At 75.3% G+C, this 13,582-nt stretch carries 12 protein-coding genes; 9 read left to right on the top strand and 3 right to left on the bottom strand.

Annotated elements, in window-relative coordinates:
• Position 1 precedes the first annotated feature (1 nt).
• Genes VM242_16135 through VM242_16110 form a run of 6 tightly spaced genes read left to right on the top strand, consistent with a single transcriptional unit; the run spans position 2 to position 7,617 of the window.
• The gene (locus VM242_16135; protein HVM06686.1) at positions 2–1,171 is read left to right on the top strand and encodes a glycosyltransferase family 4 protein; all 1,170 of its coding nucleotides are present in this window, start codon (positions 2–4) and stop codon (positions 1,169–1,171) included.
• Positions 1,168–2,139 carry an NAD-dependent epimerase/dehydratase family protein gene (locus VM242_16130; protein HVM06685.1) on the top strand — a complete coding sequence of 324 codons (972 nt, stop codon included), beginning with the start codon at positions 1,168–1,170 and terminating at the stop codon, positions 2,137–2,139. Before VM242_16135 ends, VM242_16130 begins: the two co-directional genes overlap by 4 nt.
• A complete protein-coding gene (locus VM242_16125; GenBank protein ID HVM06684.1) occupies positions 2,123–3,445 on the top strand; it encodes a hypothetical protein in 1,323 nt (440 codons plus the stop codon). The genes VM242_16130 and VM242_16125 overlap by 17 nt, the downstream gene beginning before the upstream one ends.
• Positions 3,442–4,284, top strand: a complete 843-nt coding sequence (locus tag VM242_16120) for a PIG-L deacetylase family protein (protein ID HVM06683.1) — start codon at positions 3,442–3,444, stop codon at positions 4,282–4,284. The genes VM242_16125 and VM242_16120 overlap by 4 nt, the downstream gene beginning before the upstream one ends.
• Positions 4,281–6,266 (top strand): hypothetical protein, encoded by a 1,986-nt coding sequence (locus VM242_16115; protein ID HVM06682.1) that lies wholly within the window; start codon positions 4,281–4,283, stop codon positions 6,264–6,266. The genes VM242_16120 and VM242_16115 overlap by 4 nt, the downstream gene beginning before the upstream one ends.
• Before the next feature lies 1 nt (position 6,267).
• Entirely contained in the window at positions 6,268–7,617 is a 1,350-nt protein-coding gene (locus VM242_16110) for a methyltransferase domain-containing protein (GenBank protein HVM06681.1), read from the top strand.
• A gap of 14 nt (positions 7,618–7,631) precedes the next feature.
• Here VM242_16110 and VM242_16105 read toward each other — a convergent pair whose 3' ends face one another.
• Positions 7,632–8,381: an FkbM family methyltransferase gene (locus VM242_16105; protein HVM06680.1), complete on the bottom strand. Its 750-nt coding sequence runs from the start codon at positions 8,379–8,381 to the stop codon at positions 7,632–7,634.
• Between the two features lie 32 nt (positions 8,382–8,413).
• Between VM242_16105 and VM242_16100 the strand changes: the two genes are divergently transcribed.
• Genes VM242_16100 through VM242_16090 form a run of 3 tightly spaced genes read left to right on the top strand, consistent with a single transcriptional unit; the run spans position 8,414 to position 12,020 of the window.
• Complete coding sequence (locus tag VM242_16100; protein HVM06679.1) at positions 8,414–9,604, top strand: methyltransferase domain-containing protein; 1,191 nt, start codon at positions 8,414–8,416, stop codon at positions 9,602–9,604.
• Positions 9,601–10,530 (top strand): glycosyltransferase family 2 protein, encoded by a 930-nt coding sequence (locus VM242_16095; GenBank protein ID HVM06678.1) that lies wholly within the window; start codon positions 9,601–9,603, stop codon positions 10,528–10,530. The genes VM242_16100 and VM242_16095 overlap by 4 nt, the downstream gene beginning before the upstream one ends.
• Positions 10,527–12,020: an oligosaccharide flippase family protein gene (locus VM242_16090; protein ID HVM06677.1), complete on the top strand. Its 1,494-nt coding sequence runs from the start codon at positions 10,527–10,529 to the stop codon at positions 12,018–12,020. The genes VM242_16095 and VM242_16090 overlap by 4 nt, the downstream gene beginning before the upstream one ends.
• A 1-nt stretch (position 12,021) precedes the next feature.
• Here VM242_16090 and VM242_16085 read toward each other — a convergent pair whose 3' ends face one another.
• Both VM242_16085 and VM242_16080 read right to left on the bottom strand, forming a co-directional pair.
• Positions 12,022–13,341, bottom strand: coding sequence for an O-antigen ligase family protein (locus VM242_16085; GenBank protein ID HVM06676.1), 1,320 nt, complete (start codon positions 13,339–13,341; stop codon positions 12,022–12,024).
• 24 nt (positions 13,342–13,365) lie between these two features.
• The coding region (locus VM242_16080) for a hypothetical protein (protein ID HVM06675.1) at positions 13,366–13,582 on the bottom strand (217 nt) is incomplete at its 5' end.

The raw sequence follows: 13,582 nt of genomic DNA, 5'->3' as shown, positions 1-13,582 counted from the left end.
CATGACCGCCGGTCGCGCCCGGGTGCTGCACGTGCTCCCCGACCTCGCCATCGGGGGCGGGCAGACCATCGTGCTCAACCACCTGCGGCACGCCGACCGCGCCCGCTTCGAGGTGGGCGTCGTGCAGCTGCACCCGGCCGCCGAGCTGGCGCCCGCCTACGCCGAGGCCGGCTCGCCCCCCGAGCTGCTGCCCTCGCCGCCGTCGCCCCGCACCGTCGCCGAGCTGCGCCGGCGGGTCCGCCGGTCGGACGTGGTGCACGTGCACTCCGACGAGGACCGCAAGCTCGCCCAGCTGGCGTCGCTCGGCACGGGCGTGCCCGTGGTCGGGCACCTCCACGCCGAGTGGGTCCACCTGGGCGCCAAGATCCCGCCCGGCGCGTCGGCCCCCCGCCGCCTCCGCGGGGTGGCCCTGGGGGCGGCGCGCGACGCCGTCGAGCGGCGGACCGTCGCCCACTACGTGGCCGAGTCGGCGGACGTGGCCCGCCTGTTCCGCCCGCTCGTCGCCCAACCGATCACCGTGCTGCGCCAGGCCATCCCGGTCGACCGCTTCGAGGGCGCCGCGCAACGGGCGGCCGGTGCGGGCCTGCGCGCCACCCTCCGGCTCGGGAGCGGCCCGGTGCTGGTGAACGTGAGCCGCATGGTCCCGGGCAAGGGTCACCTCCACCTGGTGGAGGCGTTCCGGGCCGTGCTCGACGCCGAGCCGGCGGCCACCCTCGTGCTGGTGGGCGACGGGAGCGAGCGCCCGGCCGTCGAGGCGCGCGCCGCCCAGCTGGGCGTCACCGGCGCCCTGCGACTGCTGGGCAACCGCCACGACGTCCCCGAGATCCTGTCCCTGGCCGACGTGTTCGTCTTCGCGTCGGAGTCGGAGGGCTTCGGGCTGGCTGTGCTGGAAGCCATGGCAGCCACCAGGCCCGTGGTCTCCTTCCGCCTGCCCGCCGTCGAGGAGTTCGCCGCCGACGGCGAGTCGGCCCTGCTCGTCGCTCGCGGCGACGTGCCCGGCCTGGTGGCGGCCGTGCAGAAGGTGCTCGCCGACCCCTCGTTGGGCGCCGCCCTCGGGCGCGCCGGGCGGGCGACGGTGGAGCGGCGCTTCCCGGCCGACGCCGTGGCACGGACGTTCGAAGAGGTGTACGACGAGGTGCTCGCCACGCGGCGGGGAGGGAGACCGGGATGAGGATCCTGCTCACCGGCGGTGCCGGGTACATCGGGTCGCATTTGGTGGACCGGCTGTGCGACGAGGGCCACGACGTCACCGTCCTCGACGACCTCACCACCGGCCGGGCCCGGAACATCAAGCCCCGGCTGGCCGAGATCCGGTTCATCAACGGGTCGATCCTCGACGCCGACCTCGTCGACCGGGAGGTGGAGCGGGCCGATCTGGTGTTCCACCTGGCCGCCGCCGTGGGCGTGCGCCACATCGTCGAGTCGCCCCTGGAGTCGCTGCTCGTCAACACCAAGGGGACCGAGCACGTGCTGGCGTCGTGCTTCCGGTACTGGCGCAAGGTGCTGGTGGCGTCGACCTCCGAGGTGTACGGCCACACCGCCAAGATCCCCATGCACGAGGACGACGACCGCGTCCTCGGGCCCACCACCGTGCACCGGTGGTCGTACTCGACGGCCAAGGCGATCGACGAGCACCTCGCCCTGGCGTACCACGCCCACGGCCTGCCGGTGGTCATCGTGCGCTACTTCAACAGCTACGGCCCCCGGCTGGACCCGCGAGGGTACGGCTCGGTCGTGGCCAACTTCCTGCGCCAGGCCCTCGCCGGCCAGCCCCTCACCGTCCACGGCGACGGCGGCCAGAGCCGCTGCTTCACCTACGTCGACGACACCGTGCAGGGCACCCTGCTGGCGGGACTGGGCGACGCGGCCGACGGGAAGGTCGTCAACCTCGGCAACCCGCGGGAGACGACCATCCTCCAGCTGGCCGAGATGATCCGCGACCACGTGGGGTCGACGTCACCCGTCCAGCCCACCTCGTACGAGAGCTACTACGGGCCCGGGTTCGCCGACACCCGCCGGCGCGTGCCGGACATCTCGCGGGCCCGCCAGCTTCTCGGGTGGGAGCCCACCGTCGCGCTGGAGGAGGGCCTCGGGCGCACCTACGAGTGGTGGAAGCAGACCCATGGCGACGGGCGCTGAACCCGCCGTCGCCCCCCGGCCGCTGGCCCGCCCGTCGCTGACCCGGGTCGCCGGTGACGTGATCCGCCCCTCGGGGCCGGCCCGGGTGACGGCGCGCACCGTCGGCGTGTCGCTCGCCGCCGTGGTCGCCGGCGCCGCCGTCGTGCTGGGCCGCCAGCAGGGACCGGGCGCCACGGACACGGTGTGGGCGGAGGACGGGTCCGTCTTCCTGGCCCAGGCCCGCGACCTCGGCCTCGGCGGGTCGCTCTTCGAGCCCTTCGCCGGCTACCTCCACCTCGTCCCCCGCCTGGCGGCGGCCGCCGTGTCGGCCCTCCCCCTCCGGGCGGCCGACACGGGGTTCGCCGTCATCGCCGCCGGGGTGGCGGCCGCCTGCGCGGTGTTCGTGTTCCGGGCATCGTCGGCCCACGTGCGGTCCCTCTGGGGACGCGTCGCCTGCGCGGCGCCCCTGCTCGTGTCGCCGCTGGCCGGGACGGAGATCCTCGCCAACGTCGCCAACCTCCACTGGTACCTGCTCTACGCCGCCTTCTGGGCGGTCGTGTGGAAGCCACCGTCGCGTTGGGAGGCGGCCGTCTCCGCCTCGGTGGTGGCCGCCGCCGTCCTGAGCGACCCCTTCGCCCTGGTGCTGGCGCCCCTGGTGGCCCTCCGGGTGGTCGCCGCCGGCCGGCGGGCGGACGCCGCCGTCGTGGCGTTCGGGGCGTCCGCCGTCGTGCAGGTGGTGGGCGTCGTGGGCGCCACCGGGCAGCGCCAGCTGGGCGAGGAGGCCGAGGTCGCCCTCCTGCCGTTCCGCTACGTGGTCGACGTGTTCGGGCGGGGGCTGGCCGGCGACCGGTTCGTGGGCGAGAGCGGGCTGTCCGCCCGGGGCGTGGCGGTGGCCGCCGTCGTGGTGGCCGGCGTGGCCGTCGTGGCGTGGGTGCGCCGCCGCGTCGTGGGCGAACGGGCGGCCCTGCTCGCCGCCCTGGGCGGGGTGAGCGTGGCGTACTTCGTGGCACCCGTCGCCCTGAGCGGCATCTCGGCACCCCGCTACGCCTTCGCCCCCGCCCTGCTGGCGACGGCCGCCTTGGTCGTCGTCCTCGACGGGGCGGCCCTCGACCGCACGACCGCAGCCGCGCTGGCCGTCGTCGCCGCCTGCTGGGTCGTCGGGCTCCCGTCCCACAACGACCGGGACGAGGGCCCGGCGTGGGACGAGGCCCTGGCCACGTCGGCGGCGGCGTGCGCTCCCGGCGAGCGGGTCGACGTGCCCGTGCTCCCCCGCGGCATGTCGGCGGCGCTGGCCTGCGACGACGTGGTGGAGGCCGCCCGCCCGTGACGACGGCCCGCGAACTGGCGGCGTCCGCACCCCGCCGGGCGGCGCGCGCCTCCAAGCCGGTCATCCGCCGCGTGTGGCGGCGGGCCGTGCTCGCCCGCTCCGTCGACGAGACGGCGGGGGCGGCCGCCCGCAGCGCCGTGGTCGTGGCCCCCCACCCCGACGACGAGACGCTGGGCTGCGGCGCCACCATCGCCCGCAAGCGGGCCGCGGGCACGCGCGTCGTCGTGGTGGTGGTAACCGACGGGCGGCTGTCCCACCGCTCGGAGGTCCTCTCGCCGGACGACCTGGCCGCCGTCCGCGCCGGGGAGGTGCGGGCGGCGTGCGCCCGCCTGGGCGTCGAGGCGCGGGACCTCCGCCTCCTCGAGCTGGAGGAGGGGAGCGTCGCCGCCCGCCACGACGCCGTCACCGCCATGCTGGCCACGATCCTCGACGAGGTCCGCCCCGACGACGTCCTGACCACCTACCGCTCCGACTGGCACGTCGACCACCAGGCGGTCAGCGCGGCCACGGCGGCCGCCGTGCGGGCCGCCGGTCGCGCCTCGCGCGTCCTCGAGTTCCCCATCTGGTTCTGGGTGGACGGCCCGTGGGGGACGGGCCCGGACGGGGAGGGGTCGATCCGGCGCTACCTTGGCGATCCCGTCCGCGCCAGCCGGCTGAGGACGGTGTCGGTGCGGACCGACGAGCACCTGGCGGCCAAGCGAGCGGCCCTGGCCCAGTACCGGAGCCAGACCACCAACCTCACGGGAGAGCGCAACTGGGCGGTGATGGACGAAGACCTGCTGTCGCTGTTCCTCGCGCCCGTCGAGGTCTTCGTGCCCTTCGGGGGCCCGGCACGGTGACGGCCACCCGGCCCTCGACCGACGTCGGGTTCTGCGACGACTTCGGGGACGACCGCCCGGCCGGCACCGTGGTTGGGTCCGTCGCCCCCACCGGCGTACGCCGGGGCGGCGTGGACGCCGAGGGGCTCGTCGGCATCGACCACGGTCGGCTCCGCCTGCGCCCCCTGGCACGGCCGGGGTGGGGCCGCCAGGGCGTCGTGTACGGCCCGTACCCCCGTGTTCCCGGCCTCACCATGGCGGCCCGGGTCCTGAACGGGCACAACTCCTCGCAGACCTTCTACTTCCCGGACTCGGGCTGGAAACGCCTCCGACGGGTGCTGGGAGACGCCCGGCGGGGGAGGTTCCGCCGCCCCCTGCACTTCGAGAACCTGGCCGTCGGGTGGTTCGGGTCGGAGGCGCCCGCCGAGCCGCTCGTCCACGGCAACGCCTTCGTCATGCACGCCGCCAACTGCCACAACGGCGAGCTGTGGGCGGCCGTGCGGCACCAGCCGTTCCGAGCGGCGCTCGGCGTCCAGAACCTCGACATCGTCTACGTGGTGTCACTGCGCGAGCGAGGCGCCGCCTACTACGCCATGACGACGCCGGGCGCCGTCGGCCTGGGCGACGAGCCGTACCTGCGCCCGCTCGCCATCGACCGCCACGACGCCGCGCCGGACGTCTACGCCGGCGTGCAGCAGCGCATCCTCGGCGAGGTCGGCTACCGGGTCGACACCCGGGTGGGCGCGGTGTGCGCCGAGGTCGTCGAGCCGTGGGCCCGCTGGTACGGCTCCGCCTCCGTCGCCGACCGGCTCACCGGGAGCGGCGACGTGGAGGTGGCGGCCCCCGAGACCGGGGGCTCGTGGCGCGTCACGGGATCGCTCACCCGCACGGCGGCCGGCGCCACGGGGACGGGTGAGGCGCACGCCGAGGCGCACGCGCCCGTGGGCCTCCTCCACGCCGTCGTCACCTCGCCGGGAGGCGCCGGCTCGGCCGGCCTGGTGTTCCGGGCCGCCGGCCGCGCGCGTTGGATCGCCCGGGTCGGCGCCACCGGCGCGTCGCTCGTGCGCGTGGTCGACGGCGCCGTGGAGACGGTGGCCACGGCACCGGACGTGCGCCTGGCGGCCGGACGGGAGGTCGGCCTCCAGGTCACCGACGAAGGCAGGACGATCGGCGTCCACGTCGACGGGGTCCTCGTCTTCGGCGACTGGGTGACCGACGGCCGCGACGCCGCGGCCACCGGGGTCGGCTTGGAGGTGGCCGGCGACGCCCGGGCCCGCGACGTCGAGGCGCACCTCCGCGAGATCCCCATGCCCACCGCCTTGCAGGTGGGACCGGCCTGGACGTGCTCCGGCGACACGGTGGTCGTCGACGAGCGCTTCGACGCCGTGGCCGACGACCTCCACGGCATCGCAACGCCGAGCGGCGGCATCCGGTGGGAACGGACGTGCGGGCCGGGCACCATCGAGCTGCCCGCCGATGGGGCGGCGCGGGTCAGGGCGACCAGGGAGTCGCCCAACCCCGACCGCACGATCTACACCGTCGACTGGGAGGACCCGTCGTGCGCCGACGTGGAGATCGAGGTGGTGCCGCCCGGGACGGCCCGCCACCAGGGCGAGGGTTGCCGCGTCGGCCTCGTGTTCTGGCAGGACGCCGACAACCACGTGATCGCCAACCTGTTCCTCGACGACGTGTACGAGGGCGCCTCCGTGTCGACCTTCTACCACCTGGGCGGGCACGAGGACATGTACGACGCCGTGTGGTCGCTGCTGGCGTCGGTCCGCCACGGGGAGCCGAGCCGCCTGCGGGTCGCCTTCGACGGGCACCGGTTCCTCGCGTGGCACGACGGCCGGCCCGTCCTCCAGCGGGCGGTCACCGACGTGTACCCCTCCACGTCCCCGATCCGCATCGAGCGGGTCGGCATCATCGTGAACGAGGAGTGGGGGAACGACACCGGTTCCGCCGTCAACTCCTTCCGGGCCCTCCGGCGCGCCAGGACGGACTGACGTGCGATCGGACCTCCTCGGCCTCCTCCGGTGCCCCGCCACCGGCGGGGCCCTCTCCCTCGACGTCCTGGAGCGCGACGGCGACCACGTGCGCTACGGCGTGCTCCGCAGCGAGGCGGCGGAGTACCCCGTCCTGGCGGGCGTTCCCGTGCTCCTCCCCGGGCACGACGAGTCGGTGGCGCTGGTCCGCCAGGGCCTTCCCGCCGACGCCGCCGCCGCCGCCCTGGTGCGCCAGCTCGACCCCTCCCGCCTCGGGCGGCTGGCCGCCGCCCTCGAGGTGGTGCCCGGGGGCGCGGCGCCGGGGCGCGCCCTGGCCCGACGCGACCGCCATCGCCTCCGGGCGGCGCTCACGCCGCTCCTGGACGCGGCGGCGGCCGACCCGTTCGCCCTCGTGCGCCTCGGCTTCTCGGGCTGGGGCGGCCGCAACCCCGAGGCCGTGCACTACTTCAACGCCCGCGTCGGCACCCCGCGCCACCTCGTGGCCCTCGCCGCCGCCGAGGCGGCCGGTGCCGGCGGCCCGGTGCTGGACCTGGGCTGCGGCGTGGGCCACCTCACGTGGTGGCTGGACCAGCGCTTCGGGGACGGGCGCACCGTGGGCGTGGACCTGTCGCTGTTCGAGCTGTGGGCCGCCGCCGGCATCGCCGGCGGCGGCCGGTTCGTGTGCGCCGACGCGGCCGCCCTGCCCCTGGCGGGCGCCTGCTTCGGGCTCGTGCTGTCCTCCGACGTGCTGTCGTTCGTCGCCGGCAAGTGGGCGGTCGCCCGGGAGGCAGCCCGCGTGCTGGCTCCCGGCGGGACCCTCGCCTTCGCCGCCGTCAAGAGCTCCCTCGGTCGCCACGTCTACGCCGGCATGCCTCTGTCGCCCGACGGCTGGGGGGCGCTCGCCGGCGACCTCCCCCACCGGGTGTTCGCCGACGACCGGGTGCTGGCCCGGTACCTGGCCGGCCTCGGCATGGACGGGGACGACGCCGGCGACGTCTCGACGTCGCCCACCGTCACCCTGCTGGCCGGCGCCGCCCACGCCGGCGACGGGCGCGACTGGGGCTCGGCCGGCGAGTGGCCCCACGCCTGCGGCCCGCTGGGCGTGAACCCGCTGCTGCGGCTGGTCGAGGAGCACGACGGCACGCTCGTGTACCGCCGGCGGTTCCCTTCGCCGTCGTTCGAGGCCGACAACGTGCCGGTGGCCGACTACCTGCCCGAGCAGGTGGAGGTCCCCCGCAAGGCCCTCGACGGCGACCGGCTGGACCGCGGCCTGGTCGACCACCTGGTCCCGTCCACCGCCGTGGTCGCCATGCCCGCCGCCTACCGGCGGGCCAACCTGCCTCCCGTCGGCCGGGCGCCGGGGACGCGGTGAGGACGGCCGCCCGGTCAGGCGGGCCGGGCCACGACGTGCACGACGTGCCAGCCGCTGCCCTCGTAGGACGACGGCAGGCGGCGCACGTCGTACCCGAGACCGCTGAGGGCCTCGGCGGCGCCGCGCACCTTCTCGTCGGCCCGCGCCCGGGTGGCGGCGTCCAGCTCGCAGACGATCACCGGACGGCACTCCGCGATGGTCCGGCGCAGGCCGTCGATCACCTCCAGCTCCACGCCCTCGACGTCGATCTTCACCGCGTCCGGCGGCCGGATGGTCCCGGCGGCCACCAGGTCGTCGAGGCGCACGGTGCGCACGGTGACGCGGCCGACGGCGTCGTCGCCCACGTCGGCCTCCGACAGCGTGGCGCCGCCCGGGTGCCGCGTGAGGACCAGGGAGGCGGTGCCTTCACGGTCCCCCGCTGCGACCTCCAGGACCTCCACGTTGGCGAGTCGGTTCCGGTCGGCGTTGGCCCGCGCCTCGGCGGCGACGTGGGGAAGCGGCTCGAAGGCGTACACGGCGCCGGCGCGGCCGACGATCCGGGCCGCGATGAGGCCGAAGAACCCCACGTTGGCACCCACGTCGTAGAACACGCCGCCGGGTGCCAGGCTGTCGCGCACCACCTCCTGCACGGGCAGCTCGTTGGTGCCGTCGGCGTAGTCGGCACTCGAGTGGGCGGTGCCCATGGCGAGCCCCTCCCCGACGCCCCCGCGCACGGTCACCGACGACGGCGTGGCGCCGAGGCGGCGGCGCAACCACCCACCCATCGCCCTCCCTCCCTGCGACCGAACTCCCCGCGGTGACCGGCCGACGCTACCGCCCTCTCGACCGCTGCCCGGTGTGCGGGGAGCCGGCCGGCGACACCGTCTTCTCGGCCGACCGCGTGCCCGTGCTCTGCAACGTCCTGCTGCCCACGGCCGAGGAGGCGCGACGGGCGCCGACGGGCGCCGTGGACCTCGTGCTGTGCCCGGCGTGCGGGCTGCTGTGGAACGCCTCGTTCGACGAGTCGATCGTGCAGTACTCGCCGGCCTACGAGAACTCGCTGCACTTCTCCCCCCGGTTCCAGGAGTTCGCCACCGAGCTGGCGGCCGACCTGGTCGAGCGCCACGGCCTGGCCGGCCGGACGGTGCTCGAGATCGGCTCGGGCAAGGGGGATTTCCTGGCCATGCTGTGCGACGCCGGGGCGGGCCGGGGCATCGGCTACGACCCGAGCTACGCGGGCGAGGCGCCGGCCCGCCCGGAGCTCCACTTCGAGCGCGCGCTCCTCCCGACGAGGGACTTCCCCGACGCCGACCTGGTGTGCGCCCGCCACGTGTTCGAGCACCTGTCCAGCCCTGCCCGGGTCCTCGGCGACCTCTGCGCCGCCATCCCACCCGGCCGCGCCGTCGGCTTCTACGTCGAGGTGCCCGACGGTGCCCACCTGCTGCGTCGCATCGCCCTGTGGGACCTCATCTACGAGCACCCGCTCCACTTCACGGCGCCGGCGCTGGCCCGCCTGATGGCCGACGCCGGGCTGTCGGTCACCCGCCTGGCGACCCCGTTCGGAGGGCAGTACCTCGCCGTCGAGGCGTCCACCGGCGGAGCGCCCCCGGCCCCCGTCGACGCCGGGCCCGACCTCGCCGAGCTCGCCGGGACGGCCGCCGCCTTCGTCGACCGTGCCGCAGCCCTGCGTGCCGGCTGGTCCGAGCGGCTGGCCGACCTGGCCGGCCGGGGCCCCGTCGCCCTGTGGGGTGCGGGGTCGAAGGGCGTGTCCTTCCTCGCCACCGTCGAGGGCACCGGCGACGTGGCGGCGGTCGTGGACGTGAACCCCCGCAAGCACGGGCGCCACGTGCCCGTGACCGGCCAGGAGGTCGTCGGGCCCGAGGCGCTGGCCCCGCTGCGCCCCCGTGCCGTCGTCGTGCTCAATCCGCTGTACCGGGACGAGATCGGCGCCATGCTGTCCCGCCTCGGCGTGGACGCCGAGGTGGTCACGGAGCCGTGGGCCCGATGAGCGAGCTGGTCACGCTCGGGATGCCGGTCTTCAACGGGGAGCCGTTCGTCGCCGAGTCGCTGGCTTCGCTGCTCGCCCAGGACCACGACCCCCTGGAGATCCTCGTCGCCGACAACGCCTCCACCGACGCCACCCTGGAGTGCTGCCGCGACCTGGCCGCCCGCGACCCTCGGGTCCGCTTCCTCACCAGCGACCGCAACCGGGGGGCGGCCTGGAACTACAACCGCCTCGTGGCCGAGGCCCGGGGCACGCTGTTCAAGTGGGCCGCCGCCGACGACGTGTGCCGACCCACGTTCGTGAGCGCCTGCGTGAACGCCCTGGACGCCGAAGGACCGGGCACCGTCATCGCCTTCCCGAGGAGCGACCTCATCGACGAGCACGGCGAGCGCATCCGTGCGGTCGACGACTCGGCCCTGGCCGTCACCTCGCCGGTACCGTGGGAGCGGGTCGGCCAGCTCCTCGAGAACCGCTTCGAGTGGCACCCGGTGTTCGGGGTGATGCGCACGGCCGTGGCCCGGTCCACCGATCTCATCGGCCCGTACGTGGCGGCCGACATCGTCTTCCTCGCCGAGATGGCCATGCGCGGGCGGTTCGTGCAGGTGCCCGAGACACTTTTCCTGCGCCGCTACCACGCGCAGCGGCCGCTGGTGGCCAGCCTCCGCTTCGAGGACCAGGCGGCATGGTTCGACACCGCGGGGGGCGGGGGGGCGCAGTTCCCACAGCTCAACGTCGGCGCCGCGCTGGTGCGGGCGGCCCGCCGGTCGGGGCTCCCGGCGGCCGCTGCCGCCCGCTGCGCGGCGGCGGCGGCCAGCGCCTACATCCTCCCCCACTGGCGGCACATCGGCGGCGAGGTCAAGTTGGCCGCCCGGGCCCGGGTTCGGGGGAGGCGGGGGGCCCTCGCCCCCCGGTCCACCCCGGGACCATGACCTCCACGGACGAGCAACAGGCGCCGCCGAGGTCCCTCGGGTCGTCCGTCACCCGGGCCCTCGGTTGGAGCACGCTGGCGCAGATCCTCGGGCGGGTCTTCAACCTCGGCGTCGGGCTCGTCCTCGCCCGGCTGCTGACCAAGGAGGACTTCGGCGTCTACGCCGTCGCCCTCGTCGCCATCAACCTGCTCATCGTCGTGAACGACCTGGGGATCATCTCGGCGATCATCCGGTGGCAGGGTGACGTCCGCAAGGTCGCAGGGACGGCGGCCACGGTGTCACTCGTCTTCAGCGCGTTCGTCTTCGCGGCCGCCTTCGCCGCTGCGCCGGCGTTCGCCGAGGCGATGGGGTCACCGGAGGCGACGAACATGGTCCGCGTCATCGCCGTCGCCATCCTCGTCGACGGGTGGTCGGCCGTGCCGCAGGCGGTGATCGTGCGCGAGTTCCGCAACGACCGCCTGGCCTTGGCCGAGCTGGGGGGGTTCTTCGCTGGGGTACCGGTCACCATCGGCCTGGCCCTGGCCGGGGCGGGGCCGTGGAGCATCGTGGCCGGGCGCGTGGTCACCGCCGTCGTCGTCGCCGCCATCGTCTTCATCTCGGCGCCGTTCCGGGTCCGGCCGTCCTACGACCGCGCCGACGCCGTCGCCCTGGTCCGCTTCGGCGCGCCGCTCGCCCTGAGCGCCGTGGTGGCGCAGGCCGTCCTCAACGTGGACTACATCGTGGTCGGCCGCACCCTCGGAGCGGAGGACCTGGGCGTCTACCTCCTCGCCTTCAACCTCTCCAGCTGGCCCGCCAACATCATCACCACCGCGGTGGCGCGCGTGGCGTTCGCCGGGTTCAGCCGCCTGGCCGAGGACCGGTCGCGCCTCGCCACCGCCATCCCCCGGGCGATCGGGGTGGCGATCGCCGTCCTCGTGCCGATGGTGACGACGCTGGCCGTCCTCGCCCCCGAGGTCATCGAGTTCCTCTACGGCAAGAAGTGGGCCCCGGCCGCCACCCCGCTGCGGTTCCTGCTCATCCTGGGCGGGATGCGCATCGTCATGGACCTGCTCGTGGACCTCACCATCGCCGACGGGCGGCCGCGGACGGCGCTGGCGGTGCGCTCCGTGTGGCTGGTGGCCGTCGTTCCCGCCCTCGTCGTCGGCGCCGAGGCGGACGGCCTGCGGGGTGTCGGCGTCGCCCACGTCCTGGTGGCCGGCGTGGTGGTGCTGCCCCTGCTGCTGCTCGACGCCCGCCGGTCCGGGGTCCGGCCCGTCGACCTCGGCCGTCAGGCCGTGCGCCCCCTCCTCTCGGGTGCGGCCGCAACGGCCGCGGCCGTCGCCGCCGTGCCACTCGTACCGGGCGTCGTCCCCCGGCTGGTCGTCGCCGGCGCGGCGGGCGGGGTCGCCTATCTCGTGACCTTCGTCCCGAGGAACCCGCTGGTGACCTGGGTGGCCGACCGGGTGCGGCCCGGTCGCCGGGCGCGGACGGGGCCGGCGGAGGAGAGCTGAGTCACCAGCCGGCGGACGACCTCGCCATCCGCCACAGGGCGCCGGAGATGCCGAGCATCAGGAACGTCATGCCGGTCGCCATGGGGAAGGCGAGGGCGTCGAACGTCACGAAGGTGACCATGCTGGCGGCGATCGACGCCGCCACCGCCTGGGCCAGGCTCCTCGACCAGTCGTCCGCGAACCGGCGGCGGGCGCCGCGGGCGCAGCACACGCCGGTCACCAACAGCCCGACGAGGGCGGCCAGGCCGAACACGCCGGTCTCGACCAGCTGGAGGAGGTACTGGTTGTCGAGGGTGATGTAGCGGTCGGGCAGGAAGGTGTACAGCCCCCGCCCGAACCACGGGTTGTGGGCCACGAAGTCGCCGAGCACGGCGTAGTCGTCAGTTCGCCCCGTGACGCTGGGGTCGGTGAACAGGTTGACGAAGAGACTCCTGATCGTGCCGAGGAGCCCGGGGACGACGAGGCGCATGGCGACGAGGAAGACGGGCACGAGGGCGAGGGCCGTCAGCTGCTGGCGGCGCGGCCAGGCGAAGACGACGACGGCCCACCCCACCGCGAGCCCGAGAACGGCGGAGCGCGACACCGACATCGGGATGGCGGTGGCGATCAACGCCACGGCGATGACGTCCCGAGCCTTGCGGCGGCTGGCGTCGGCGAAGGCGAAGTGCATCGCCAGGGGCAGGACGAGGGCGAGGACGACGCCGAACTCGATCGGGTGGTTGGTTGTCCCGGCGACGCGCCGGAAGGTCGACCGCGACCCGATGAAGGCCAGCTCGGCGTTGGGGGTCAGCCCCGGGACCCGGATGTAGCTGGCGATGTCGAACCCGGTGGCGAACTGGATGATGCCGAGGCCCGCCACGAACGCACCGCCCAGCACGATCGCCCGCATCAGCTTGGTCAGCCGGTCGACGTTGACCAGCCCGTCGGCGGCGGCGAGCGTCACGCCGCACCACGCCAGCAGGGCGATGAGCCCCCGGTCGGCGGCCCGTAGCTCCACGGCCGCCGGCGGGTCCACCGCCGCGCCGACGTAGCTGAGGAGCACCACGGCGGCGAACACGTACATCGCCCCGCGGATCGGCTGGAGCCCGTGGAACCGGGTCAGCTCGGGGCCGACCGAGCACACGGTCCACCAGGCCAGGCAGCCGACGGCGAGGATCCCGGCCGGCGTCCCCGGCGCGCCGAGGGGGGCGAAGATCAGCGACGCCGGGATGCAGAACAGCAGGAAGACGTGGATCGACAGGATGCTCGTCGCATCCACGGTGGGGCCGATGCCGACACTGTGCAGCGGTGTCGGCTCGAGATGCTTGGCGGACAGGGCCATACCGGGCTTCGGCGCGAGGGTCGCCTACGGCCTCCGCCCGACGGCCTGCTCGGCCTCGGGCCCCGTTCGATGGACGGCGTCGAGGTGCTCGCGGTAGTCGGCTGCGTTCCGCATCGGGAGACCGCAGATCGAGCAGTCCTCGGCGTCGGCGGCGTTGCGGCCGACGAGGTAGGGATGGGGCTTGGAGGGCGAGGCGCCGGCCGGCTCCTTCCCCGCCGGCGCCTCGCCCTCCAAGCCCCAT

The sequence above is a fragment of the Acidimicrobiales bacterium genome (assembly GCA_035540975.1).
Taxonomy (GTDB): domain Bacteria; phylum Actinomycetota; class Acidimicrobiia; order Acidimicrobiales.
Note: the sequence above shows the minus strand (reverse complement) of the source record. Positions and strands in the feature narration are given on the sequence as shown.

Coding starts and splice junctions, on each gene's coding strand:
- VM242_16130 (HVM06685.1), top strand. CDS start 1,168: ATGAGGATCCTGCTCACCGGCGGTGCCGGGTACATCGGGTCGCATTTG.
- VM242_16135 (HVM06686.1), top strand. CDS start 2: ATGACCGCCGGTCGCGCCCGGGTGCTGCACGTGCTCCCCGACCTCGCC.
- VM242_16085 (HVM06676.1), bottom strand. CDS start 13,341: ATGGCCCTGTCCGCCAAGCATCTCGAGCCGACACCGCTGCACAGTGTC.
- VM242_16090 (HVM06677.1), top strand. CDS start 10,527: ATGACCTCCACGGACGAGCAACAGGCGCCGCCGAGGTCCCTCGGGTCG.
- VM242_16095 (HVM06678.1), top strand. CDS start 9,601: ATGAGCGAGCTGGTCACGCTCGGGATGCCGGTCTTCAACGGGGAGCCG.
- VM242_16125 (HVM06684.1), top strand. CDS start 2,123: ATGGCGACGGGCGCTGAACCCGCCGTCGCCCCCCGGCCGCTGGCCCGC.
- VM242_16105 (HVM06680.1), bottom strand. CDS start 8,381: ATGGGTGGGTGGTTGCGCCGCCGCCTCGGCGCCACGCCGTCGTCGGTG.